This is a genomic window from Roseateles sp., from assembly GCF_039595295.1.
Taxonomy (GTDB): Bacteria; Pseudomonadota; Gammaproteobacteria; order Burkholderiales; family Burkholderiaceae_C; genus Roseateles.
This window is the reverse complement of the sequence record NZ_JBCNLU010000049.1, coordinates 1-25,114: the sequence shown is the minus strand read 5'-3', so window position 1 is coordinate 25,114 and position 25,114 is coordinate 1. Positions and strand designations below refer to the sequence as shown.

At 68.4% G+C, this 25,114-nt stretch carries 22 protein-coding genes and 1 pseudogene; 11 read left to right on the top strand and 12 right to left on the bottom strand.

What is annotated here, in order from left to right:
• The first annotated feature begins 199 nt into the window (after positions 1 to 199).
• The gene (locus ABDW59_RS22325) at positions 200 to 2,188 is read left to right on the top strand and encodes a M3 family metallopeptidase (protein WP_343633277.1); all 1,989 of its coding nucleotides are present in this window, start codon (positions 200 to 202) and stop codon (positions 2,186 to 2,188) included.
• A 3-nt stretch (positions 2,189 to 2,191) separates the two neighbouring features.
• Here the strand turns inward: ABDW59_RS22325 and ABDW59_RS22320 are convergent, their stop codons facing one another.
• The gene (locus tag ABDW59_RS22320; RefSeq protein ID WP_343633275.1) at positions 2,192 to 3,040 is read right to left on the bottom strand and encodes an HAD family hydrolase; all 849 of its coding nucleotides are present in this window, start codon (positions 3,038 to 3,040) and stop codon (positions 2,192 to 2,194) included.
• Positions 3,041 to 3,178: 138 nt separating this feature from the next.
• On the opposite strand from ABDW59_RS22320, the gene mdtD reads away from it, so the two are divergent.
• The gene (gene mdtD / locus ABDW59_RS22315; RefSeq protein WP_343633273.1) at positions 3,179 to 4,762 is read left to right on the top strand and encodes a multidrug transporter subunit MdtD; all 1,584 of its coding nucleotides are present in this window, start codon (positions 3,179 to 3,181) and stop codon (positions 4,760 to 4,762) included.
• A 90-nt stretch (positions 4,763 to 4,852) separates the two neighbouring features.
• On the opposite strand, the gene ABDW59_RS22310 is transcribed toward mdtD, so the two are convergent.
• The 3 genes from ABDW59_RS22310 to ABDW59_RS22300 form a co-directional block, all read right to left on the bottom strand.
• Entirely contained in the window at positions 4,853 to 6,571 is a 1,719-nt protein-coding gene (locus ABDW59_RS22310; protein ID WP_343633271.1) for a PhoH family protein, read from the bottom strand.
• Between the two features lie 386 nt (positions 6,572 to 6,957).
• A complete protein-coding gene (locus ABDW59_RS22305; protein WP_067064109.1) occupies positions 6,958 to 7,437 on the bottom strand; it encodes a peroxiredoxin in 480 nt (159 codons plus the stop codon).
• Positions 7,438 to 7,599: 162 nt separating this feature from the next.
• Entirely contained in the window at positions 7,600 to 7,974 is a 375-nt protein-coding gene (locus ABDW59_RS22300; RefSeq protein WP_343633268.1) for an Mth938-like domain-containing protein, read from the bottom strand.
• Positions 7,975 to 8,095: 121 nt separating this feature from the next.
• Here ABDW59_RS22300 and ABDW59_RS22295 point away from each other — a divergent pair, with 121 nt between their 5' ends.
• The 9 genes from ABDW59_RS22295 to ABDW59_RS22255 all read left to right on the top strand — a co-directional run bounded on the left by ABDW59_RS22295 (position 8,096) and on the right by ABDW59_RS22255 (position 17,953).
• The gene (locus ABDW59_RS22295; protein WP_343633266.1) at positions 8,096 to 9,322 is read left to right on the top strand and encodes a pyridoxal phosphate-dependent aminotransferase; all 1,227 of its coding nucleotides are present in this window, start codon (positions 8,096 to 8,098) and stop codon (positions 9,320 to 9,322) included.
• A gap of 27 nt (positions 9,323 to 9,349) precedes the next feature.
• Positions 9,350 to 10,660, top strand: coding sequence for a homoserine dehydrogenase (locus ABDW59_RS22290; protein WP_343633264.1), 1,311 nt, complete (start codon positions 9,350 to 9,352; stop codon positions 10,658 to 10,660).
• A 2-nt stretch (positions 10,661 to 10,662) separates the two neighbouring features.
• The gene (locus tag ABDW59_RS22285; protein ID WP_343633262.1) at positions 10,663 to 12,003 is read left to right on the top strand and encodes a hypothetical protein; all 1,341 of its coding nucleotides are present in this window, start codon (positions 10,663 to 10,665) and stop codon (positions 12,001 to 12,003) included.
• Positions 12,003 to 14,177: a tetratricopeptide repeat protein gene (locus tag ABDW59_RS22280; RefSeq protein ID WP_343633260.1), complete on the top strand. Its 2,175-nt coding sequence runs from the start codon at positions 12,003 to 12,005 to the stop codon at positions 14,175 to 14,177. Before ABDW59_RS22285 ends, ABDW59_RS22280 begins: the two co-directional genes overlap by 1 nt.
• Positions 14,174 to 15,583: a threonine synthase gene (gene thrC, locus ABDW59_RS22275; RefSeq protein WP_343633258.1), complete on the top strand. Its 1,410-nt coding sequence runs from the start codon at positions 14,174 to 14,176 to the stop codon at positions 15,581 to 15,583. Before ABDW59_RS22280 ends, thrC begins: the two co-directional genes overlap by 4 nt.
• On the top strand, positions 15,576 to 16,853 hold the full coding sequence (gene glp, locus ABDW59_RS22270; protein WP_343633256.1) for a gephyrin-like molybdotransferase Glp: 1,278 nt from the start codon (positions 15,576 to 15,578) through the stop codon (positions 16,851 to 16,853). The genes thrC and glp overlap by 8 nt, the downstream gene beginning before the upstream one ends.
• A 31-nt stretch (positions 16,854 to 16,884) precedes the next feature.
• A complete protein-coding gene (gene moaD / locus ABDW59_RS22265; RefSeq protein ID WP_343633254.1) occupies positions 16,885 to 17,136 on the top strand; it encodes a molybdopterin converting factor subunit 1 in 252 nt (83 codons plus the stop codon).
• Positions 17,137 to 17,355: 219 nt separating this feature from the next.
• Complete coding sequence (locus ABDW59_RS22260; protein WP_343633251.1) at positions 17,356 to 17,634, top strand: type II toxin-antitoxin system RelE/ParE family toxin; 279 nt, start codon at positions 17,356 to 17,358, stop codon at positions 17,632 to 17,634.
• Between the two features lie 7 nt (positions 17,635 to 17,641).
• Positions 17,642 to 17,953, top strand: a complete 312-nt coding sequence (locus tag ABDW59_RS22255; RefSeq protein ID WP_343633249.1) for a HigA family addiction module antitoxin — start codon at positions 17,642 to 17,644, stop codon at positions 17,951 to 17,953.
• Here ABDW59_RS22255 and ABDW59_RS22250 read toward each other — a convergent pair.
• The 8 genes and pseudogenes from ABDW59_RS22250 to ABDW59_RS22215 form a co-directional block, all read right to left on the bottom strand.
• Entirely contained in the window at positions 17,943 to 18,752 is an 810-nt protein-coding gene (locus ABDW59_RS22250; protein ID WP_343633247.1) for a thioesterase family protein, read from the bottom strand. The genes ABDW59_RS22255 and ABDW59_RS22250 overlap by 11 nt on opposite strands.
• A gap of 90 nt (positions 18,753 to 18,842) precedes the next feature.
• Positions 18,843 to 20,483 carry an FAD-dependent oxidoreductase gene (locus ABDW59_RS22245; RefSeq protein WP_343633245.1) on the bottom strand — a complete coding sequence of 547 codons (1,641 nt, stop codon included), beginning with the start codon at positions 20,481 to 20,483 and terminating at the stop codon, positions 18,843 to 18,845.
• Positions 20,465 to 22,060 carry a polyamine aminopropyltransferase gene (locus tag ABDW59_RS22240; protein ID WP_343633243.1) on the bottom strand — a complete coding sequence of 532 codons (1,596 nt, stop codon included), beginning with the start codon at positions 22,058 to 22,060 and terminating at the stop codon, positions 20,465 to 20,467. The genes ABDW59_RS22245 and ABDW59_RS22240 overlap by 19 nt, the downstream gene beginning before the upstream one ends.
• 135 nt (positions 22,061 to 22,195) lie before the next feature.
• Positions 22,196 to 23,215 carry a PA2778 family cysteine peptidase gene (locus ABDW59_RS22235; RefSeq protein ID WP_343633241.1) on the bottom strand — a complete coding sequence of 340 codons (1,020 nt, stop codon included), beginning with the start codon at positions 23,213 to 23,215 and terminating at the stop codon, positions 22,196 to 22,198.
• Positions 23,216 to 23,222: 7 nt separating this feature from the next.
• Entirely contained in the window at positions 23,223 to 23,648 is a 426-nt protein-coding gene (locus ABDW59_RS22230) for a PA2779 family protein (protein WP_343633239.1), read from the bottom strand.
• A 165-nt stretch (positions 23,649 to 23,813) separates the two neighbouring features.
• On the bottom strand, positions 23,814 to 24,605 hold the full coding sequence (locus ABDW59_RS22225; protein ID WP_343633237.1) for a hypothetical protein: 792 nt from the start codon (positions 24,603 to 24,605) through the stop codon (positions 23,814 to 23,816).
• Positions 24,606 to 24,609: 4 nt separating this feature from the next.
• Positions 24,610 to 24,834, bottom strand: a complete 225-nt coding sequence (locus ABDW59_RS22220; RefSeq protein WP_343633235.1) for a DUF350 domain-containing protein — start codon at positions 24,832 to 24,834, stop codon at positions 24,610 to 24,612.
• Positions 24,835 to 24,888: 54 nt separating this feature from the next.
• A pseudogene (locus ABDW59_RS22215) lies at positions 24,889 to 25,114 on the bottom strand (DUF4178 domain-containing protein); the annotation flags it as partial.

Sequence of the window (25,114 nt, the reverse complement as noted above, 5' to 3'; positions counted from 1 at the left end):
CTCTCCCCCGCCCTCTCCCGCAAGCGGGCGAGGGAGCCATACGAGTCCTCAAGCCGGATCAACCCTCGGTTGACGGGTTCTGGCGACAGCCGGCCGCCGCTCGCCTTCCGACTTTCGGGACGGCCCCGCCCGAAGCGCAGAATCCGCCCGCCGCCGCGGCCATCCAGCCGCCTCCGGCCCCATCCGACCAGGAGCCCTCATGTCCAAGAAGAACGCTTTCATCCTGAGCGCCGGCGCGCTGCTCGCCGCCGCGCTCGCGCCCGTCAGCGCCGCGACCCTGCCCACGCCCGCCTTCCCGAGCTTCGCCGACGCCAAGTCCGTCGACCGCTTCTGCGACGCCGGCCTGAAAACCGCCCGCACGGAACTGCGCCAGCTCGAGCGCCGCAAGATCGACGCCGGCTGGCTGGGCGCCTACGACGCGATGATGGCCCGTCAGGAAGACGCCCACGGCCCGACCGACTTCGTGCTGAACGTGCATCCCGACAAGGCGGTCCGCGACGCCGCGCAAGCCTGCTCCCTGCGCTGGGCCGACTTCGCCAACGGCCAAGCCCAGAACGAGACCCTCTACCGCGCGCTGAAGAAGGCCCCGGCCGCCGACGCCATCGACCGCGAACTGGTGCGCGTGGCCTCCGGCGTCTTCGAGGACAGCGGGGTCGCGCTGCCCAAGGCCAAGCGCCAGCGCGCCAAGCAGATCCTGGACAAGCTGACCGAGCTCGATCAGCAGTTCAACAAGACCATTCGTGATGCCGGCGTGAAGGTCGCCTTCACCGAAGCTGAGCTCAAGGGCGTGCCCGAGAGCGTCTGGAAGAGCAAGCCGCGCGACGCCGATGGCCGCGTCGTGCTGGGCGTCGACTACCCCAGCTTCGTCCCGGTGATGCAGCAGGCCGAGTCGGCCGCGGCGCGCGAGCGCATGTTCCGCGCCAAGTTCACCGAGGGCGGCCAGGCCAATCTGGACCGGCTCGCCGAGATCGCCAAGCTGCGCAAGGAGTACGCGGGGCTGTTCGGCTACTCCAACTTCGTCGACTTCAACCTGCGCCGCCAGATGGCCAAGGACGCGGCCACGGCCTGGCGCTTCCTCGACGACGTGAAGGGCGTGGTGGCCGACGGCGAGCGCGCCGACCTGGTCGAGCTGCGCAAGGCCAAGGCCGAGCACCTGGGCACGCCCGCCGACGCGACCACCGTCGAGCGCTGGGACGCGACCTTCTATGCCGAGCGCATCCGCAAGGCCCGCTACACGGTCGACCAGGAAGCCTTCCGCGAGTACTTCCCGCCCGCCGAAAGCCTGGCCTTCGCCCAACATGTCATCGACAAGATGATGGGCGTGAAGCACACCGAGGTGGCCAACACCGACGTGTGGCAGCCCGAGGTGAAGACCTTCGTCGTCAGCGACGCGGCCAGCGGCCAACCGATGGCGACGCTCTACGTGGACCTGTATCCACGCGAGGGCAAGTACAACCACGCCGCCGTCTGGCCGCTGCGCGCCAGCAGCACCAAGATCGGCCGCAACCCGGCCTCGGCGCTGGTGGTCAACTTCGACCGCAAGGGGCTGACGCTGGACGAGCTGGAAACGCTGCTGCATGAGCTGGGCCACGCGGTCCACAACAACCTGTCGCGCACCCGCTATGCGCTGCAGGGTGGGACCTCGGTGATGCACGACTTCGTCGAGGCCCCCTCGCAGATGCTGGAGGACTGGGTCTACGACCCCCAGGTGCTCAAGCTGATGGCCGACGTCTGCCCGACCTGCAAGCCCGTGCCCGATGAGCTGATCGCCAAGGCCCGCGCGGCCCGCGACTATGGGAAGGGCTCCAAGTTCGCGCGTCAGCATCTGTATGCGAGCTACGACTTGGCGCTGCACGGCAAGGACGCGCAGGACCCGATGGCGCTGTGGGCGTCCATGGAGGGCGCGACGCCGCTGGGCTATGTGAAGGGCACGATGTTCCCGGCCGGCTTCTCCCACATCGCGGGCAGCTACGGGGCCGGCTACTACGGCTACCTGTGGAGCCTGGTGGTCGCGATGGACCTGCGCACCGCCTTCGCGCCGGACAAGCTCAGCACCGAGGTCGGCAAGCGCTACCGCGAGAAGATCCTCCAGCGCGGCGGCGAACTGCCGGCGCCCGAGCTGGTCCGCGACTTCCTGGGCCGCGACTCCAACTCGAACGCGTTCTTCGACTACCTGAAGACGAAGTGAGCCCTAGGACTTCATCCGCGCGGCCCAGTCCTCGCGGATGAAGTGCACCACCGCGTCCTCGTGATGCGGACCGATGATCCGGTGCGCGGCCAGCTTGACGTCGTCGCTGGCGTTGGAGACGGCCACCGCATGGTGGGCCGCCTTCAACATGGACAGGTCGTTCACCTGGTCGCCGAAAACGACCAGCTCGCGCTCCCGCAGCGCGTAGCGCTCGGCCAGCGTGGTGATCGCCTGGTCCTTGCTGGCGCGCCGGTCGTGCACGTTCAGCCAGGGCCAGCCCGGCATGTAGAGATCCTCAGCCAAGTGCGTGGTGACCAGATCGCCGCACAGGGCGTGGATCTCCGCCTGCAGCGCGGCCAGCGGCTCCATGCGCGCCACCACCAGCATCGTCACCAGCGGGTCGACGAGCTCGTCCTGAATCCGCTGGGCATGGCGCAGCCGCGGATCGGCGTTGCGTTGACGCTCGGTGACGAAGCGCTGCTGGCCTTCGTTCTGCACTTCCTGCCAGAAGAGCCGATCGCCCTTGGCGCCGTGCGTCGCGACGAAGGGCATGAGCCCGTGCCGCCGCACCAGGGCGAAGATCGCCTGGCCCAGCGCGGGCTCCATCGCATTGACCAGCTCGTGCCGGCCGGTGCGCAGGTCGCTGATGTAGGCGCCGTTGGAGGACACGACCGGCAGCCTGATGGGCAGCCCGTCCAGGATGCGGGCGATCGAGACCACGTGCCGCGCGCTGGCGACGGTGAAGGCCAGGCCTTCGGCCAGGAGCTCGGTGAGGTGGGCGCGGGTGACGCTCGAAAGCTGCGCCTGCGGGTCGAGCAGGGTGCCGTCGAGATCGGAAACATAGAAACGCATGGCAGGCGGGGACCGGGTGGGCGAGGGGCGGAAGCGGCGGGTGAGGGTCGGCGAGGGCGGCGGAGCGCTGAGCGGCATTCGTACGCCGCAAGAAGGGTGGACATCGTACGCCGGGCGAGCCGTCCGATACTCGAGCCCATGTCCGCCGACGCTCGCCTGCCACCGGACGGTTCCTCCGCGACCGATCCCGCCGCCGCTCCCCCCGCTCAGCCCATCCCCGTCGATCATCCGGCCGCGCCCGGCGCCTCCTCCGGCGCCGCGGCCCCGCCCAGCGCCGCCGTGGCCGCGATGGCCGCCGGCCGCCCGCCGCTGGACGAGTCGACCCGGCGCTGGCTCCCTTGGGTCGTGGCGCTGGCCTTCTTCATGCAGACGCTGGACACCACCATTCTCAACACGGCGCTGCCCGGCATGGCCCGCAGCCTGGGCGAGGATCCGCTACGCATGCAGTCGGCGGTGGTCGCCTACCTGCTGACGGTGGCGCTGCTGATCCCGGCCTCCGGTTGGCTGGCCGACCGCTTCGGCACCCGCACCGTTTTCATGTGGGCGATCGGGCTGTTCAGCCTGGGCTCGCTGGCCTGCGCGGTCTCGCCCAGCCTGCATGCGCTGGTGGTCGCCCGCGTCGTGCAGGGGGTGGGCGGCGCGCTGCTGGTCCCGGTCGGCCGGCTGGCGGTGATTCGCGCCTTCCCCAAATCCGAGTTCCTCTCGGTGATGACTTTCATCAGCCTGCCCGGTCTGGTCGGGCCGCTGCTGGGGCCGACGCTGGGCGGCGTGCTCACGCAGTTCGTGAGCTGGCATTGGATCTTCCTGATCAATCTGCCGGTGGGCCTGGCCGGCGCCTGGGCCTGCCGCCGCTACATGCCGCAGATCCTCGGCCCGATCGGCCGGCGCTTCGACTGGAGCGGCTATCTGCTGTTCGGTATCGGGCTGATGCTGATGTCGCTGGCGCTGCAGGGTTTCGGCGAGCACGTGGTCAGCATCGCCGTCTGCGTCGTGATGTTGGTGGCCGGCGTGGCCTGCATGATGGCCTACTGGCTGCATGCGACCCGCACCGAGGAGCCGCTGTTCTCGCCCGCGCTGTTCAAGGTGCCGACCTTCCGCATCGGACTGCTGGGCAACGTGTTCGCGCGGCTGGGCAGCGGTGCCACGCCCTTCCTCACGCCGTTGTTTTTGCAATTGGGCCTGGGCTTCACGCCCAGCGAGGCGGGGCTGTCCATGATCCCGTCGGTGCTGGGGGCGATGTTCACCAAAACTCTGGCGACCCGGCTGATCCGCCGCGTCGGGTATCGCCGGGTGCTGATCGTCAACACGCTGCTGCTGGGCGGGCTGATCGCGAGCTTCGCGTTGATCCCGCCTGATGTAGGCCATGTCTGGCTGGCCATCCATCTGGGCGTCTTCGGCATGGTCAACAGCATGCAGTTCACCGCGATGAACACGCTGACGCTGGGCGACCTGGATGAGCGCACGGCCAGCGGCGGCAACAGTCTGCTGGCGGTCGTCATGCAGTTGTCCATGAGCCTGGGTGTGGCCACGTCCAGCGCCTTCCTGCTGCTGTTCTCGCACGGGCTGCCGCGCAGCGAGGGTTCGGCGTTGGTGCCGGCCTTCCACATGACCTATTTGGCGCTGGGCGCCATGGCGGCGATGGCGGCCTTCATCTTCTACCAGTTGCGCCGCGACGAGGGGACCGCTGAGGAGACGGCGGATTCCAAGCTCGCCGGCGAGTGAGCCGGGCCGCTCGCCGCCCGAGGCCCGACATCAAGCGCCCATGAAAAAGCCACCCCGAGGGGTGGCTTTGTTGGGTTGAGCGAGCGTTACTCAGAGCACTTCCGAGGCGAAGTCCGCCAGTCGCGAGCGCTCGCCGCGAGCCAGCGTGACATGCCCGCTGTGGGCCCAGCCCTTGAACTTGTCGACCGCGAAGGTCAGACCCGAGCTGCCTTCCGTCAGGTACGGCGTGTCGATCTGCGCCAGGTTGCCCAGGCAGACGATCTTCGTGCCCGGACCCGCGCGCGTGATCAGCGTCTTCATCTGCTTGGGCGTCAGGTTCTGCGCCTCGTCGATGATCACGTACTTGTTCAGGAAGGTGCGCCCGCGCATGAAGTTCAGGCTCTTGATCTTGATCTTGCTGCGCACCAGGTCGTTGGTGGCCGCGCGACCCCACTCGCCGGCGGTGCTGTCGCCGCGCGCCAGCACTTCCAGGTTGTCGTCCAGCGCGCCCATCCACGGGCTCATCTTTTCCTCTTCGGTGCCCGGCAGGAAGCCGATGTCCTCACCGACCGGCACGGTCACGCGGGTGACGATGATCTCGCTGTAGCGGCGCTCGTCCAGCACTTGCGACAGACCCGCCGCCAGCGTCATCAGCGTCTTGCCGGTGCCGGCCGAGCCGGTCAGCGTGACGAAGTCGCAGTCGGGATCCATCAGCAGGTTCAGGGCGAAGTTCTGCTCGCGATTGCGCGCGGTCACGCCCCACACCGAATGCTTCTGGTGGCCGAAGTCCTTGAGCGTGCGCAGGACCGCGGTCTTGCCGGTGATCTCCTGGACCTTCGCATACAGCGGCGCCGCGCCGGGCGCCTCCAGATAGACCAGCTGGTTGACCAGCAGCGTCGGCACCAGCGGGCCGCTGATCCGGTAGAACGTGGTGCCGCCTTGCTGCCAGCTCTCCATGGTCTTGCCGTGGCGCTCCCAGAAGTCCGTCGGCAGGGCCTGGACGCCGGTGTACAGCAGGTCCGAGTCCTCCAGCGTCTTGTCGTTGCGGTAATCCTCGGCGGGCAGGCCCAGCGCGCGGGCCTTGATGCGCATGTTGATGTCCTTGGACACCAGCACCACCTCGCGACCCGGTTGCTGCGCCTTCAGGGCCTGGACCACGCCCAGGATCTGGTTGTCGGCCTTGCCTTGCGGCAGCCCCTGCGGGAGCGGGGTGTCGAACAGCGTCGTCTGGAAGAACAGCTTGCCGCCGGCCTCGCGATGACCGGTCTGGTCCAGCGGCAGGCCCTTGGACATCTCCTCGACGGAGCTCGATTTCAGCGACGCGGCCAGGGCGTCCAGATCGCGGCTGACCTGACGCACGTTGCGGGCGACCTCGGTCATGCCCTTCTTGTGGCCGTCCAGCTCCTCGAGCGTGATCATGGGCAGGTAGATGTCGTGCTCCTCGAAGCGGAACAGCGACATCGGGTCGTGCATCAGCACATTCGTGTCGAGCACGAACAGCTTGGGGTCGCCGACCGGCCTGCGCGTCTTGGCGCGACTGGGGGCGGCTTTCTTGGCGGGGGCTTTCGCGCCGCTGGGGGCGGCGGGGGCGACCAGCGCCAGCGACGGCGAGTGGCCGCCGCGCGCTTCCACGGGCTCGGCGCGCGACCGGGCGGCCGCGGCTTGCGGCGCGGCGACCGACGGCAACTCCGCTTGGGCGGTGTTGACGGCGGCGGTGACGGTCGTGGGGGCCTCGAGCGCGGGAGGACGTTTGCTGGGCGACAGATCGGTCGCGAAAGCTTCGGGGTCTAGGCGACTGGCGCGCTTGGTCGGAGGCTTGGGCAGTGGCATGAGCGGGAATGTCGTTCTTGCTTGGAGAGCCTGGGTCCACGCGGACCAGGGGTCATGCCCCGACCCTGACGGGCGGTGGCGGTGCCGGAGGTGTCGGCGGCACCGGGGGCCTCGAAGGCGTCAGCGATCCCCAGAAGACAAAAAGCCGCACCGGGGCGGGTGCGGCTCGTCCGAGGGGATTGATTCGCTGCGTTCAGGGGCAGGGGCATGCGGCCGATTATGCACAAGTCGCCGGCTGTCCAAATGACGGACAAACGGCAGTCGCGCTGTCGGACGCCATGCCGGCGCCCGCAATGAAAAACCCGCAGAGGCGGCCTCGGGGGAGGACCGCATCGGCGGGTCGTCTTGGAGCGCGCTCGGCCCTCGCGGGCCGAGGCTTCAAAGGATCAGGCGGCTTCCTTCTTCAGGGCCTTGACGGCCTTGAGAACTTCGTCGACATGACCGGCGACCTTGATACCGCGCCATTCTTCGCGCAGGATGCCTTGGGCGTCGATCAGGAAGGTCGAGCGCTCGATGCCCTTGACCTTCTTGCCGTACATGATCTTGTTCTTGACCACGCCGAACATGTGGCAGAGCTTCTCTTCCGTGTCGGCGATCAGGTCGAAGGGCAGTTCCAGGTTCTGCTTGAACTTGTCGTGCGAGGCCATGTTGTCGCGGGACACTCCGAGCACCACGGCGCCGGCCTTCACGAACTCCTTGTGGTGGTCGCGGAACTGCATCGCCTCGGTGGTGCAGCCCGGGGTATTGTCCTTGGGGTAGAAGTACAGCACCACAACCTTGCCCAGGAAGGCCTGTGGCGTGAACTTCACGCCTCCCGTGGCAAGAGCTTCAATGTCCGGGAGAGGTTTGTTGAGCGCTGGCGTCATGTGGAGTTCTTCAGAGAGATGTGCCCGGGCGGGCATAGCCAGCGATTATACGTTGAATGGGTCGTTCCTCGCCCCGGATGGCATGGACGAGTGAGCAGATCCCCAGAGAGAGGGGAAGCAGGCCGGGCGGAGCCGTGGGCGCGAGGGATCCGACGCGCGCCCTCAGTCCTCGATCAGCAGCGCCGCCAATACCGCTCGGCCTTCGCTGGCCAGCACGTTATAGGTGCGGCAGGCCGCGCCGATGTCCATGGTCTCCATGCCGATGCGGGCCTGGATCAGCGGTCGGTACAGGTTCGGCTTGGCGAAGCGCAGCTTGGCGCCGCTGCCGAAGATCACCAGCTCCGGCTTGAGCGCGAGGATGCGCTCGAAGTGGGCCTCGGTGAGGTCCTCGAAGCGCGTGAGGTCCCAGGCTTGGGGCTGACCCTGCCACGGCACCAGCACGCTGCGGGCGTGTTCGACGCCGTTGACCCACACATGACGCAGGTCGTGCTTGGAGATGTTGTTGCCGCCCTGCGGCTGGTCGAGTTGAAATTTCATTGAGGCTGATTTTGGCAGCGACGCAGGGTGCGCCCGCAAGCGCGCGGGATTACCCGGGATGGCCCTGTGTTTAAATCGACGGTTCGCATTTTCCCCTCTGAAACTCAGCGCCGGAGTCATCTTGAGAACCGTCACCAAGTCCAGCAAATTGGCCAATGTCTGCTACGACATCCGCGGACCCGTGCTGGACAAGGCCCGGCAGATGGAAGAGGAAGGGCAGAAGATCATCAAGCTGAACATCGGCAACATCGCCGCCTTCGGCCTGATGCCTCCGGACGAGATCGTCCAGGACATGATCCGCAACCTGCCCGACGCCGCGGGCTACACGGACTCGAAAGGCCTCTTCGCCCCGCGCAAGGCGGTCGTCCATTACTGCCAGGAGAAGGGCATCTCCGGCGTGGGCGTCGACGACGTCTATCTGGGCAACGGCGCATCCGAGCTGATCGTGATGTCGCTCAACGCGATGCTGGACAACGGCGACGAGGTGCTGCTCCCCGCGCCGGACTACCCGCTGTACACGGCCGCGGTCGCGCTGTCGGGCGGCACCCCGGTGCATTACATCTGCGACGAGACCAGCGACTGGTTCCCGGACATCGCCGACATCAAGGCCAAGATCACCCCGCGCACCAAGGCGATCGTCGTCATCAACCCCAACAACCCGACCGGTGCGCTGTATCCCGAGCCGCTGCTGCGCGAGATCGTCGAGATCGCCCGCCAGCATCAGCTGATCATCCTGGCCGACGAGATCTACGACAAGACGCTGTTCGACGGCAACGTCCACACCAGCATCGCCTCGCTGGCCGAGGACGTGCTGACGCTCACGTTCAACGGCCTGTCCAAGAACTACCGCAGCTGCGGCTACCGCGCCGGCTGGATGGTGGTCTCCGGCGACAAGCGCCACGCGACCGACTACATCACGGGGCTGAACATGCTGGCCTCGATGCGGCTGTGCGCGAACACGCCCGGCCAGCTCGCGATCCAGACCGCCCTGGGCGGCTACCAGTCGATCAAGGACCTGGTGGCCCCGGGCGGCCGGCTGGCGCGTCAGCGCGACCTCGCCTATGAGCTGCTGAGCCAGATTCCCGGCGTGAGCGTGGTCAAGCCGCGCGCCGCGCTGTACATGTTCCCCCGCCTCGACCCCAAGATCTACCCGATCGAGGACGACCAGCAGTTCGCCTATGAGCTGCTGGCCGAAGAGAAGGTGCTGATCGTCCAGGGGACGGGCTTCAACTGGAAGTCTCCCGATCATTTCCGACTGGTGTTCCTTCCCAATACGGACGACCTCCGTGAGGCCGTGGGCCGCATCGAACGCTTCCTGGCGACCTACCGCAAGCGCCACGCGCGCTGACCTCTCGACCTTCTGAAAGACATAGCGATGAATCCGATCAAAGTTGGCCTGCTGGGCATCGGCACCGTCGGCTCCGGTACTTTTCAAGTGCTGCGCCGCAACCAGGCGGAGATCCGCGGTCGCGCGGGCCGCGGCATCGAGATCGCGATGGTGGCCGACCTGGACGTCGAGCGCGCCCGCAGCATCGTCGGCGACGCCTGCACCGTGGTGGGCGACGCCCGCGAGGTGATCGCCAATCCCGAGATCGACATCGTGGTCGAGCTGATCGGCGGTTACGGCATCGCGCGCACGCTGGTGCTGGACGCGATCAAGGCCGGCAAGCACGTGGTCACGGCCAACAAGGCGCTGCTGGCGGTGCACGGCAGCGAGATCTTCGCCGCCGCCCGCGAGCAGGGCGTGATGGTGGCGTTCGAAGCCGCGGTGGCCGGCGGCATCCCCATCATCAAGGCGCTGCGCGAGGGCCTGACCGCCAACCGCATCGAGTGGATCGCCGGCATCATCAACGGCACGACCAACTTCATCCTGTCGGAGATGCGCTCCAAGGGGCTGGACTTCGGCACGGTGCTGAAGGAGGCGCAGCGGCTGGGCTATGCCGAGGCCGATCCGACCTTCGACATCGAGGGCGTGGACGCGGCGCACAAGGCCACGATCATGAGCGCGATCGCCTTCGGCATCCCGGTGCAGTTCGACCGCGCCCATGTCGAGGGCATCACCCAGCTGCAGGCCGCCGACATCAAGTACGCCGAGCAACTGGGCTACCGCATCAAGTTGCTGGGCATCGCCCGCCGTCGTGAGAACGGCATCGAGCTGCGCGTGCATCCGACGCTGATCCCGGCGGGCCGGCTGATCGCCAACGTCGAGGGCGCGATGAACGCCGTGCTGGTGCAGGCCGACGCGGTCGGCACGACGCTGTATTACGGCAAGGGCGCGGGCGCGGAGCCGACGGCCTCGGCGGTGATCGCCGATCTGGTCGACATCACGCGTCTGGCGACGGCCGATCCGGATCACCGCGTCCCGCACCTGGCCTTCCAGCCGGACGCGATGAACGACACGCCCATCCTGCCGATGGCCGATGTGCAGACCGCGTTCTACCTGCGCCTGCGGGTGGCGGACCAGGCGGGCGTGCTGTCGCGCATCACGACCATCCTGGCCGAGCACCAGATCAGCATCGACGCGGTGCTGCAGCGCGAGTCCGCCGAGGGCGAAAGCCAGACCGACCTGATCATCCTGACCCACGACACGCAGGAAGGCCGCATGGCCAAGGCGCTGGCGCAGATGCAGGCGCTGGAGACGGTGCTGGCCCCCATCGTTCGGTTGCGCAAGGAAGAGCTGGCCTGACCATGACGCCCGCCGCGGCCTCGCTGGAAGATCTCTACGACGCGCTCGACAACGACGCGCCGCTTGACATCGACCGTGTCGAGGACCAGCGGCTGTACGTGGCCGACCTGCACAAGACGGAAGGGCCGAGTCCGGTCGAGGAACTGATCTTCCAGATCAAGCGCAACAAGACGCCGGGGGCCTGGTACTTCACCGGGCATCGCGGTGTGGGCAAGTCGACGGAGCTGCGCCGGGTCGCCCATGAGTTGCGCGCCGCGGGGCACGTGGCGGTGGTCGCCGACATGGGTGAGTACCTGAACCTCGCCGAAGAGATCAGCATCGAGTTGCTGCTGCTGACCATGATGGCGGCCCTGTCCGAGGAGGTCGAGCGGCTGAGCGGCGGCGACCCCCTGGTGCGGGGCTACTTCACGCGCTTGAAGGACTACTTCGCGCGCACGCAGGTCGAAGTGCCGGAGCTGACGGCTGCGGTGGATGCCGCAGGCGCCAAGGCCAGCGTGAAGGCGGTGCTGAAGAACAATCCGACGCTGCGCGAGAAGGTCGTCGGCGCGGTGCGGGAGTCGCTGGGGACCTTCTCCGACGATGTCGAGGCGTTCGCCGACGAGATGGTCCAGTACCTGCGCAAGGGCAAGCCGGAGCGCAAGGTGGTGCTCATCCTGGATTCGCTGGAGCGGCTGCGCTTCGGCGGGGTGGGCGCGGACAAGCGCTACGAGGCGATCCAACGGACCTTCGACACCTACGCCGAGCACCTGAAGTTCAAGTCCCTGAACGTCGTCTACAGCATCCCCCCGTATCTGCCGCATCTGGTGCCCAAGCTGGGGTCCTACTTCGGCGTGAACGTCTGCACCTTGCCTCATGTGAAGGTGTTCGAGCGCCCGCGCCTGGGGGATGGCACCCCTCGGCTGTTCGCGCCCGGCGTGGCGCTGATGAAGGAGTGCCTGCTCAAGCGCTACCCACCGCTGGACCAGACCGTGGATCCGGCGCTGACGCAACGCATGATCCAGGCGTCGAGCGGCAGTCCGCGGGAGTTCTTCCGTCTGATGCGCACGCTGTGCACCAAGGCCATCTTGTCGGGCGAGACCGTCCCCATGCGCAATCCGCGCTGGGCGCAGGCGGCCGAGCAGGAGTTGCGCAACGAGATGCCGCTGGCCGAAGCCGACATCCATTGGCTGAAGAAGGTCAGGACCAGCAACGGCACCGGGCTCGACAAGATCGAGAACTTGTCGAGCTTGGCCCGACTCTTCGACAGCGGATTGATCCTGGGCTATCGCAACAGCGAGGACTGGTGTGACGTGCATTGGCTGCTGCGCGACGAGGTCGACGCGTCTCAGCTGTCGGAGCCGTGATGGCCGCGACGCCCGCGAGCGCGGCGTCGAACCGGGACGCGGTGTGGGCCGAGATGAACCTGCATCTGACGCGATCCCGCGGGCTGTGCCTGGTGTTTCTGTATGCCGAGGATTCGCGCTCGCTGCAGGAGCTACGCACGCGCCTGGACGACGTCTGGGCCTGGCGTACCGCGCCCTTGAGCTTGATCCAGCCGGCTTCGCCTGTCGGCGCCGCCGCGGCGGTGATCCAGGAGCTGGAAGGCGAGGTGATCGCCCGTCCCGCGCTGCGCGCGCCGGTCTGGCTGCAGTTGACGACACTCGATCCGCATGCCACCGGCGGCTGGGAGGACGCACGGCATCAGGTGCTCTATCGGCTGAACGAGTGGCGCAGCTGGTTGCAGCAACACTTCAGGCGGCCGTTGGTGATCGCGTTGCCGCCCGCCTGGCAGGCGCAGGTCGCGGCCGTCGCCCCGGACCTGTGGCACATCCGGACGATGTCGGCGCGGATCGTCGCGCCGCGCGACGGCGGGCCGGCGCGCGCCGACGTTCGCCCGTTCACGAGGCCTCGCGACGAATCGGCCGGGGACGTCGATGTGCTGGACGTCGATGCGCTGTCGTCGGCCGTGGCCAGGGCCCGAGAGGCTGCCGAGCAAGGCGCTGAAGCCGCCGTGCGAGATCTGGCCGTTCAGCTGACCTCGCTGGGCGATCAGCTGCATCAGTCCGATCGCTGGGAGGAGGCTGAAGCGGCGCTGAATGAAGCGTTCGAGCGGCTCGACGGTCTGCGTATGCGCGCCGGTGATGCCGACGCCTTTGCGGTGGAGCGGCGCGTGACGGCCGAGCGGCTGGGCGACGTGAAGTTCGATCTCGGCCAATACGAAGCGGCGCTGCGCTTCTACCGCGAGGCCCTGGCCCTTTGGGAGGCCGCCGGGGGCGCATCGCCCTGGAAGCTGCGGCGCGTGATTTCGCTGCTGATCAACATCAGCGATGTCCTGGTGGAGTTGTATCGGACCGAGGAAGCGGATGCGGTGTTGAGGGCGGCACAGGACCGTTGGTCCGAGCTGTCCGACACGACGCGCGAGGTGCTGAGCCAGGAGGGGCTGCAGGCCAAGCTTCTGATGCGGCAGGCCGCGCGATTCTTCGATTCGGGGCGGGCGGACGAAGCTGTGGACCGGTATCGCCAGGCCGTGGCCGTGCAACGAGGGCTGTTGGCCGAGGCGGCCGATCCGGTCCGCGTTCGTACCGTCCTCGCGCAGTGGCTGATCGATCTGGGCGCGGCCCAGGATTACATCAATCAGGCGGATGCGGCGCGCGCCTCGATCGACGAGAGCGTCGCCCTGCTGCAGACCCTGATCTCGGAGTCTCCCGAGAATCTCGCGCTGCTCGTCGATCTGGCGACCGGCCTGATGGCCCAGGGCGATCTGGTCGATCGACAGCAGCAGTGGCCGGCGGCCCTGGAGTTGTACGAGGAGGCCGTTGCCTTGGCCCGACGCTACGCGCAGGAGATGGGACATTCGGTCCGCGCCATCCACTTGCTGATCAACGCGCTGACGCGTTTGGGCGAGGCTCAGGCGCAGTTGGAGGACGCAGCGGCATCCGTCGCGACATTCGGCGAATGCCAGTCCCTGATTGCTCAGCTGCTCGCGCGTCATGGCGATACGGCCGACGCGCTGCGGATGCGGACGATCGTGCTGGAAGGGCTGGCTGCCGCGCATCTGGCCATGGGCGATGCGGCGACCGCCATCGACGAGCTGCAGAACAGCCTGGCCCTGGCGCGCCAGCTGGTGGAGCAGTCTGCGCGCAGCCCGTCGACGCTGCGCGACCTGGCCATCACGCTTCAACACCTGGCACGGGCTTTCACGAGCGCGCAAGGCTGGGACGAGGCGAGCGCCTGCTGGTCCGAGGCCCTGTCGCTGTATCAGGAGCTTCGCAAGGTGGAGGGTGACAGCCATGGCGTGCTGGCCGAGCTCGCTGATTGTCTCGAGGGCCTCGCCCTGTCGCTGATCCGGCGGGCAGATGCCGGCATCGCCGCATCGGACGAGGAGCTGGCCGCCGCGCGGTCGCACGTCGACAATGCCCTTGTTCTTCGGCACCGTCTCGCCGAAGCTTTTCCCCATCAATCCCAGCACCGTGACGCGCTGGCGCACAGTCTGGCCATTCAAGAATCCCTTCGCTCCAACGGACGCGCTTCCCCGTGAAATACCTCAGCACCCGCGGCGACAAGGCCGAACGCCACTTCAGCGACATCCTCCTCGAGGGCCTGGCCCCGGACGGCGGCCTGTATCTCCCGACCTCGTATCCGCAAGTCGACGCCGCCACGCTCGCGCGCTGGCGCGGCCTGTCCTATGCGGACCTGGCGATCGAGATCCTGTCGCTCTACATCGACGACATCCCCGCGGATGACCTGAAGGCGCTGGTCGGCCGCACCTATACCGAAGCGGTCTTCGGCACGCCGCAGATCACGCCGCTCAAGCCGCTGGAACCGAACCTGGCGCTGGTGGCCCTGTCCAACGGCCCGACGCTGGCCTTCAAGGACATGGCGATGCAGCTGCTGGGGCAGCTCTTCGAGTACGAATTGAAGCGCCGCGGCGAGACGCTCAACATCCTGGGCGCGACCTCCGGCGACACCGGCAGCGCCGCCGAGTACGCGATGCGCGGCAAGGCCGGCATCCAGGTCTTCATGCTCAGCCCGCACGGCCGCATGAGCCCCTTCCAGCAGGCGCAGATGTTCAGCCTGCAGGAAGCCAACATCCACAACTTGGCGCTGCAGGGCGTGTTCGACGACTGCCAGGACATCGTCAAGGCGGTCTCCAACGACCTGGCCTTCAAGCGCCAGTACCGCATCGGCACGGTCAACTCGATCAACTGGGCGCGGCTGCTGGCGCAGGTCGTCTACTACTTCGCGGCCTATTTCCAGGCCACCAAGTCCGACACCGAGCGCGTCAGCTTCACCGTCCCGTCGGGCAACTTCGGCAACGTCTGCGCCGGCCACGTGGCGCGCCAGATGGGCCTGCCCATCGAGCAGCTGGTCGTCGCGACCAACGAGAACGACGTGCTGGACGAGTTCTTCCGCACCGGCGTCTACCGTCCGCGCGGCGCCGAGCACACGCTGGAGACCTCCAGCCCGTCCATGGACATCTCCAAGGCCAGCAACTTCGAGCGCTTCGTCTTTGATCTGCTGGACCGCGACACGGCGCGGGTGAAGCAGCTGTTCGGCGAGGAACTCGCCTCCCAGGGCTTCTTCGAGATCACCGCCGAGGAGCGCGCCCGCATCGGCGAGCGCTACGGCTTCGTCTCCGGCCGCAGCACGCATGCGGACCGGGTGAAGACCATCCAGCTGTGCCACCAGCGCTATGGCGTCGTCATCGACACGCACACGGCCGACGGCCTGAAGGTCGCGCTGGAGAAGCGCCGCGAGGGCGTGCCCATGCTGGTGCTGGAGACGGCGCTGCCGGCCAAGTTCGCCGCGACCATCGAGGAAGCGCTGGGCATCGTCCCGCCGCGGCCGGCCGCGCTGGCGGACCTCGAGGACCGCCCCAAGCGCGTGACCGTGCTGCCGGTGTCGGTGGATCTGGTGAAGCAGTTCGTGGTGGACCATGTCTGAGGACAAGAAGCCCGCCGGCGGCGCGCCCGTGCGCGCGCCCATGCTGCCGATGGACGAGGCGGTGGAGCGCCTGCTCGCGCAGGTGGTCTCGCTGGAGCGAACGCAATCGGTGACGACGGCGCTGGCGCGCGGCCGCGTGCTGGCGCGCGATCTGATCTCGCCGCTGGACGTGCCGCCCTACGACAACAGCGCGATGGACGGCTACGCGATGCGCGCGGCCGATGTCGCAGCGGCGGGCGGCGAGGGCGCGGTGCTGCCGCTGTCCCAGCGCATCGCGGCGGGCTCGGTGCCGACGGCGTTGCGGCCCGGCACGGCGGCGCGGATCTTCACCGGCGCCACGGTGCCGGAGGGCGCCGACTCCGTGCTGATGCAGGAGATGTGCGAGGTTCTCCCCGATGCCGCGGGCGGTCTCGGGCAGGTGCGCCTGAACGCTCCCCTGGTCGAGGGGCTGCACATTCGGCGTCGCGGCGAGGATCTGCGGGTCGGTCAGGTCGTGATCCCGGCGGGCGCGCGGCTGAATGCGGCCTCGCTGGGCCTGGCCGCGACGGCGGGGGCGGCGACACTGGAGGTCGCGGCGCGGCCGCGCGTGGCGCTGTTCTCCACCGGCGACGAGCTGGTGCTGCCGGGGCAGCCGCTGGGGCCGGGCCAGATCTACAACTCCAACCGCACGACGCTGCATGCGCTGCTGCTGGCCATGGGCTGCGAGGTGCGGGATCTGGGCATCGTGCCGGATTCGCTGGAGGCGACCCGCGCCGCGCTGCGCGAGGCGGCGAAGGACGCGGATCTGATCCTGAGCTCGGGCGGCGTGTCCGTTGGCGAGGAGGATCATCTCAAGCCTGCGCTGGAGCGCGAAGGCCGCCTGGACCTGTGGCAGATCGCGATCAAGCCCGGCAAGCCGCTGGCGTTCGGCGAGGTCACCAGCGTCGGCGGGCGCACTTGGTACATGGGGCTGCCGGGCAATCCGGTGTCCAGCTTCGTGACCTTCCTGCTGTTCGTGCGGCCGGTGCTGCTGCGGATGCAGGGCGCGACGCAGCTGGCGACGCGCGGCTATCTGCTGCCGGCGGAGTTCACCTGGACCAAGGCCGACAAGCGCCGCGAGTTCCTGCGCGCGCGGGTGACCGAGTCGGGCGGGCTGGCGCTCTTCGGCAACCAGAGTTCCGGCGTGATGAGCTCGGCCGCCTGGGCCGACGGCCTGATCGACCTGCCGCCCGGCGCGACGGTCGATCCGGGCCAGCTGCTGCGCTTCCTCCCCTTCAACGACCTGTTCTGACGATCGAACCGAGCAAGAGAGCTGTAACGACATGACCATCACCGTCCGCTATTTCGCCTCGCTGCGCGAGGCTCTCGGGACCGACGAGCGCATCGAGCATCACGCCGGCGCGACGCTGGGGTCGATCCGCGATGCCCTGATCGCGAAGGATGCGGCGCATGCCGAGGCGCTCGCGCGCGGCCGCGCGATCCGCTGCGCGGTGGACCAGCAGATCCAGCCGGAGGACACGCCGGTCAAGGACGGCGCGGAGGTGGCGTTCTTTCCACCGGTGACAGGGGGCTGAGCCGCTGCTGACCGTCGGCGCGCGAGCACGTGCCAGGTCTTGCTCACTGACGCTCGACGAGCGCCTTGCGAAAGCGGGGCGCTCGTTCTCATTGGGGAGCGCCCAGCCGAACGCGACCAGCGGATTGCAGTCGGTTGACGCCAATTGTGGTTGGTCGCAAGGGGTGGATGTACAAAGTGTTCTGATTGGCGGATTCCGTGGCGCGGAACATCATGTGGCATGATCTGCTCATTCGCCTGTGCCGACACCGAGGCACTCTTCCTCAGCCAAGCGGTGCCTCGCTTCAAGCGCATTGAGCGGGTGGCAAGACGAAAGCTGCTCGTGCTCAGCGCGGTGACCGTGCTGGGCGCCTTGAAGGTTCCTCCCGGCAACCGGCTGGAGGCCTTGGCCGGGGACAGGAAAGGTCAGCACAGCATCCGGATCAATGATCAGTGGCGCATTTGCTTCGTGTGGCGGTCGGACGGACCGCATCACGTCGAGATCGTCGACTATCACTAGGACTCATATGGCGAAGTTGCTCGACGAAATTCATCCCGGGGAGATCCTCCTTGAGGAATTCATGAAGCCCATGAAGCTGACCGCGCGTCAGTTGGCGGCCGACATCGACGTTCCCCCAAGCCGGGTGAGCGATCTGGTGAACGGGCAGCGACCGGTGACCGTGGATACGGCCATGCGGCTCGCGCTCTTCTTCGGCATGGATCCGAGGTTCTGGCTCAACCTGCAAGCTGAATACGACATTCGCGTGGCGACACGCGAGCTCAAGCCCATGCTGGAAGCTCGAATCCGCGTGTATCAGCCGACGCCCATCACTCCTTGAAGTAAACCATCTGATGCGTCGACGCCAGCATCTGGCCGTCGTCGCTCCAGACCTCGGCGGTCTGGTCGAAGTAGCCGTTGCGGAAGTTGAGCGCCTTGGCCCTCGCCAGCACGTGGCGGTCGCTCTGCTGCGCGAGCAGGGTGGTGTCGGCGTGGAAGTAGGTCGACAGCGTCACCGTGCCGATGGGCGCCGGGCGGCGGCGACGGATGAAGATGCGCGGGAAGAAGCAGTCGCAGATCGCGGCGAGGGACGGAAAGTCCATCGGCCGAGGCGGCTCGTCGCGCACCCAGAAGCGGCTGACCGAGTGCGATTGCTCCTCGCCGTTGAAGGGCCCCGGCGCGTAGCCCGGCAGGAAGCGCATGTCGTAACGCGACACCCAGGCCGGTGAGCCCGCCGTCGGCATGCGCCTGAGCTCTTCGGCGGGCGGCACGTCGGCCGGACGCTCGGCCTCGTGCGCGGACCAGGTGTCGCGGCGCTGCGCGAAGACGGCGCTGCCGGTGGCGGCGACCTCGCCGTTCTGCGTCAGCTCCAGCACCCAGTGCTGCGTCGAGCGGTTGGTGCGGGCGGGACGGGCGTCGATCTCGAAGGCGCCGTCGGCGAGGGCGCTCGCGAAGTTGACGGTCAGCGCGATCGGCTCGCCGATGCGCGCCGGATGCAGCAGCACCGCGTTGAGCATCGCCGCGCTGGTCGTGCCGCCGAAGGGGCCGACCATGTTGGCGTAGGCCGGCGTGGTCGCGCCGGCGAAGCGGTCGCCGCCGGCGGGCGCCAGCAGGATGGCTTGGTCGAGGTCGTGGGGCATGGCGGCTCAAGGCATTGAAGATCTGTGGATTCTGGGCAAGGCCGGCGCCCGGCGCTGTCACGTCCAGGACCGCGAGCTTGAGGCGCGCCTCTAGTTTCCCGAGCGCGCCGAACGCAGCAATCGCGTCGCCACTTTCTCCCCCTGCGTGAACGCTTCCTCGAAGACCGAGTAGCCCGCCAGATCCGCATGCGCGGCGTGCAGTCGTCCCTGCGCCTGCTCGCGCAGCGCCGTCAGCGCCGCCGAACCGCGCAGACCCGGATGCGGGATGCTCATCGCATGACCGTAGCGCATCAGCTCCACGCGCTGGAGGCGCTCGGGCAGATCAGGATGCAGCGGCGCCATGTCGGCCAGCACGCGACCCGCCCAGACGCGCCAATCCTCTTGCAGCAGATTCTTGCGCTGCGATTCGTGCAGCGCGCGGTAGGCGGTCAGCACCATCGGGCCGCGGCTGGGGTCCAACGACTGCTGCGCCGCATTGACGTAACCCAGCGACTCCCCGCCGTAGACCACGTTGTCCCAGGACAGCGGCGCCCCCAGCCGCTCCAGCGGCGGCGCGTCCAGCAGCAGATTGGTCACCAGCCACGGCGCGTAGCGCATGCCGGCCGCCGCCTCGGTGAGCGCCGCGGGCGGCTGCTCCACCAGCCGCGCCGCGATGAACAGCGGCATCGCCAGCACCACCTGATCGGCCTCCCAGCGCTCGGTCGCCTGCGCGCGCTCGTTCCAGACCAGCACGGACACGCCGTGCCGTTCCTCGCGCACGCGCAGCGCCGTGTGCCCGCCATGGAAGGCCTCGCCCAGCGGGGCGGCCAGGCGCTCCGACAGCCAGCCGTTGCCTTGCGGCCAGGTCAGCACCGCCTCGTGCTCCTCGCCGCTCATGAAGCCGTGGCGGCTGCCGAAGTAGTGCAGTCCGGCCCAGGCGGAGACCTGCGAGGCATCCGCGCCGTAATCGTCGAGGCAGCAGTAGTTCATGTACCAGCGCAGCGGCTTCGCGTCGAGGCCGTGCTCGTCCAGCCACGATGAAAAGCTGCGCGCGTCCAGCGCCTGATGCGCGGGGGTCCAGGCGCGGTGCGCCGTGGGCATGGAGAACCCGACCTCGTGACGCGCACGCTCCACCAGTTCGCCGAAGCGGCGGTACTGGGCGAGGACCTCGGGCGACTCCGGCGGCGGCAACAGGCCGTCGATCCATTGGTCCTGCCACCACAAGCGCTCCTGCGGGCTGTGGCAGAGCCAGCGTTCCTCGTAGACCCAGCGGCCCGCCTCGTGTCGCGCCAGTCCCAGATCCTCCAGCAGCGCCTGCACCTCGAGCGCCTCGGGATTCGGCGTCGGCAGATAGTGCGCGCCCAGCGGGCAGCGCAGGCCCTCGCCGCGCGCGGGACCGGCGCCGATCCGATGGCCGCGGCTGTTGCCGCCGGGACTGTCCTCGACGTCGAGCAGCGCGACATCGACCCCGCGCAATCGCAGCCGGCGCGCACAGGCCAGGCCCGCGATGCCCGCGCCGAGCACCAGCACCTGCGCCCGCTTGGGCGCATCGGTGGCCGCCGACCAGACGGGCAGGGCGCCGCGCAGCCGATGGCCGCGCTCCCAGGCCGCGCCGGTCCAGCCGCCGGGCAGCTCGGCGACGCGCGAGGCGAGCCGCTCCGCCATCGGTCGCGCGTCGCGCCCGCAGGCCGACAGCAGCGGCAGCAGGGACAGCGCCAGCAAGTCGCGGCGCTTCAATGCAGCTTGCCCCATTCGCGTTCGAACTCGTGCACCAGCACCTGGTTGGACAGCCGGTTCACTTCCAGCCCCTCGGGCCGCGCCATGTCCGGCGGGAAGTTCATCAGCGACGGAATGCCGGCGATGGTCAGGAAGCGCAGGCCGTCGGGCAGCTGGCGCGGCAGGGACCAGGGACGGCGGCTGGCCAGCACGTAGCCCCATTCACCGAAGCTGGGTACATGGGCGTGATAGGGCGTGGCGGTCAGGCCGACCGACTCCACCGTGTTCACCACCGTCCAGTAGGCGCGCGGCGCCACCAGCGGCGAGGTCGCCTGGATCACCGCGTAGCCGGACGCGGCCAGATGCTGGTCGACCAGCTTGTAGAAACTGGCGGTGTAGAGCTTGCCCAGCGCGAAATTGCTGGGGTCGGGGAAGTCGATGACGATGACGTCGAAGGTCTGGTCGGTGGTCTCCAGCCAGCCGAAGGCGTCGGTGTTGATGATCTTGAGCTTGGGGCTGAGCAGCGCGTCGTGATTGAGCTGGCGCAGCAGCGGCATGGTCCCGAACAGGCGCGTCATGTGCGGATCCAGCTCCACCAGAGTGACCTGCTCGACGGAGGGATAGCGCAGGATCTCGCGCACCGCCATCCCGTCGCCGCCGCCCAGCACCAGCACCTTGCGCGGTGCGCCCTGCGCGGCCATCGCGGGATGGACCAGGGCCTCGTGATAGCGGTACTCGTCGCGCGAGTGGAACTGCAGATTCCCGTTCAGGAAGAGGCGCGTGCCCGCCGCGCCCTGCGTGACGACGATGCGCTGGTAATCGCTGCTCTCCTTGAACACGATGTGCTCGCCGTAGAAGCGGTCCTCGGCCCAGGTGCTGAGGCGGTCCGCGCCGGCCATGGCCACCGTCAGCACGAGCACGCTGCCCGCGCAGGCCAGCGCATGCGAGCGCCAGGCTCGCAGTTCCGGCCGGAACAGCCACAGCGCCCACACCGCCACCGCGACGTTGAGCAGCCCGAAGAACAGCCCCGTGCGCACCAGCCCGAGGTTGGGCACCAGCAGCAGCGGGAAGGCGACCGCGACCAGCAGCGCGCCGAGGTAGTCGAAGGTCAGCACCTGCGACACGAGTTCCTTGAGCGCATAGCGCTGCTTGAAGTGGCGCTTGAGGATGCGCATCACCAGCGGGATCTCCAGCCCGACCAGCGTGCCCACCAGCAGCACCAGTCCGTAGAGCAGGATGCGGAAGGCGCCGACCTGGGACGGGGGAAGCAGACTGTGCGCGGTGAACAGCGCCGCGGGCATCAGGCCGCCGATCACGCCGACCAGCAGCTCCAGCCGCAGGAAGTGCGCGACCAGTTGCCGGTCGATGTAGCGCGACAGCCAGGAGCCCAGGCCCATCGCGAAGAGATAGGCGCCGATGATGGTCGAGAACTGCAGCACCGAGTCGCCGAGCAGGTAGCTGGCGAGCGCGCCGGCGGCCAGCTCGTAGACCAGACCGCAGGCCGCGATGACGAAGACGCTGGTCAGCAGCAGCACCTCGGGCAGCGAGGTCTTGGCGGGGTCGGGCGCGCCGTCGTCGGGGGACGTGGAATCGGCGATGTGGGGTTCGGACATGGGGCGCGAGGCTATCACGCGCGGACCGCTGTCAGAGGCCCCTTTCAGAGGGAGGACGGCGGGGAGCGGAGCGCCGTCCTCGCGTTTGACATCGACGAGTGGGAGGGCCCACTCGGACAGCGAAAACCACCGCGATCACATCCCCGTGATCTTCTTCTGCAGCGCCTTGTACTGGTCCAGCCGCGGGCCGCCGAGGGCCACCGCGCGCTCGATCGCGAGCGAAGCCTTGCGGCGCTGGCCTTGCTCCAGCAGCACCTGCGCCAGGTTGTTCCAGCCTTCGGAAATGTCCGGCCGCACATCGGTCAAACGACCGTAGGCCAGCGCCGCCGCGCGGCGGTCCTTGGCCGCATAGGCCGTGTTGCCGGCGCCCAGCAGCAGCACCGGCTCGCCCGGCCAGCGCGTGAGCGCGGCGAGGTAGCCCTTGCGCGCCGCGGGCGCGTTCAGCCGCTCCAGCGCGACCAGCGCGGCGCCGGTTTGCGCGCCGTCCAGCGAAGCCGGCAGCTGGTCCAGCGGCATGGTCGTCATCGCCCAGTGCTCGCCCCGAGCCCAGGTGCGCTCGAAGACGGCGAGCTCCACTTCCTGGCGCTCAGTCTTGCCGCTGTGCAGCAGCACCGTGCGGCGCTCGCGGTCGTAGCCGACGACCACCGCGTAATGCCAGACCGGCGCCAAGTCCAGCGACAGGTTCTGGAAGACCAGCACCGGATGACCGGCCGCGACCTCGGTCAGCAGTGCGTCCAGCCGCTGCGGCAGGACGTAGGCGGGCAGGCCCTGGCGGCGCGTGGCCACCAGCATCTCGGTCTGCAGCGAACCCTTGCGGCCGGGCAGGAAGACCTGCGGCTTGAGCTGCTCGATGGTGGCGGTGCGGCCCGCCGTGCGCAGCAGCATGGCCAGCGCGGCGGGACCGCATTCGTAGTCGTCCTGCGCGATGAAGGGCGTGCGCGCGGACAGGTCGATGCGCGGCGGCAGTTGCGCCGGCCATTGCGATTCCAGCGCGGCGACCTGCGGCGGCGTGCTCGCGCAGCCGCCCAGCATCAGCGTGGCCGCGACCGTCAGCGCCAGCAAGGCTGACGCCGCGACGCGGCGTGTCGGCTCATGCGTGGGCCTCGGGGGCAGGGCCTGGCGCAAGGGGTCGATGAAGCGTACCGCGTCGCGCATCACGACCTCAGCGGATCGAGCGGGTGAACGGGAAGACTTTGGTGAAGCCCAGGATATCGGTCACCAGCAGGATGACGAAGACGGTGAAGATGATGCCCAGCACCTCGCCGCCGGCCGGGGCCTGGGCGATGCGGCCATCGAGCGCCCGGATCTCGTCGTCGGACATGGCGTCCACGCGGGCCTGCGCGGCGCTGCCGTCGACGCCTTCCTTGACCATCGCGCGGCGCACGTCGTCGCGGGCGAAGAAGGCATTGACTCGGGCGCGGCTGTCGGCGATGTCGCCGGTGGTCTGCGGCTGCACCAGCGCTTCGGTGGGCACGACCTGCGCACTCGCGTGCATGGGGAGGGCCATCAGCGAGGAGGACACGATCAGCATCGACGCGATCGCACGCTGGGTCAGGGAGGGGCGGGAAGCTTGTTGTTCTCGGTTCATGAGCGGACCTGAAATTGAAGGATTGATGAAATCCTAGGTCCGCTGTCGGGGCTGTTACAAGTTCGATTACCGGGCGTCACATCGGATGCAACTGGCAGGCAATTGCATCCTGGCCAGCGGCTGGAGGCGCGCTGACGGCGTGCTAAGGGCATCATCGGGCCGGGCTCAGCGCCGGCAAAGGAGTGCCGTCTGCTCCTTGAGCGTCCATTGGTTGCTCTCGCGGACCAGCATCACCAGCTGCTCGCCGGTGCCGCCGTCGCAGGTCGTGCCGTCGACGACCAGGCGTTCCAGTTCGATGCTGCGGTTGTCCTTCCACCTCATCACGCGATAGAAGCCGTACTGCGCACCTTCGGGCTCCAGACGGAAGCGCTCGATCAGCCGACCGGTGGCGCGCTCCCAGACCAGGATGCCGTTGAAGTCGCGACCCGCGGAGCCGTTGGCGACCACCAGCAGGCTGCCGTCGGGCGAGGGCTGCGGACGGCTGTGCACCGCGTAGCGCGTGCCGTCCTGGCGCGAGACCCAATAGAGGTCGGAGGCCTCATGGAAGGTCGCGCTGACGACGTAGAACTCGCGATCCGGCGAGAGGCCGTCGAAGCGGTAGTCCTGGTAGGTCTCGCCGTTGGCGTCGCTGGCGGCACCGATCACGCTGTCGAAGACGACCGGCCGGCCCGATGCCGTGGGCAGGATCAGCCGGGCGCCGGCGCGCTTGACGCTCAAGCCGCTGCGTTGAATCGCGGCGGCCTCGGCCTTGGCACGGAAGGCTTCGTCGGAGTTGGCGTCCGCCGCGGTCTGCGGATCCTGCGCGGGCAGGCCGGCCGTGAAGTCGCCCTTGGGCGCGACGGCGGTCGGCTTGGGCGGTGGCGGCGGGACGTAGGGCTTCTGCTGCGCGATCGCCGCGCCCATCCACCCGGCCGAGATCGCGCAGACCGTCAGCGCGGCGGCGAGCAGGCGTGCCATCGACTCAACCGTGGATCGCCGCCGCGACGATCTGACCGATGGAGATGCACATCGCCGCGACCACCACGGCCAGGGCCATGTTCTTGTGCTCGACGATCTCCTCCCACAGCTTGTAGGGGGTGAGCTTGTCGATGATGACGAAGCTGATCCAGAACACCAGCACGCCGATGACGGCGTAGAGGATGGAGCCTAGCACGATGCTCGGCTTGAGCCAGTCGAATCCGTCCATGTCGCTCTCCTGAGAAGTCTTTCGATCCGTCGTCGATCCGTCGTGATGCGAGGCCTACTTGTGGCCGCCGCCTCCGCTGCTGTAGCCGCCGTAGGAGCCGCCGCTGGAGCCGACATAGCCGACCCCGCTGCCGCGGCTGCTGCGCTTGCACTGCTGGTACTCGGCGCTGCTCTCGCCGTAGCTGTCCTTGTAGCGCTGGCAGTCGTCGCTGCTGCAGGCCTTCACCAGCGCGACGATCATCACCAGCACCACCAGCGCGATGATGAAGTTGCGGATGATC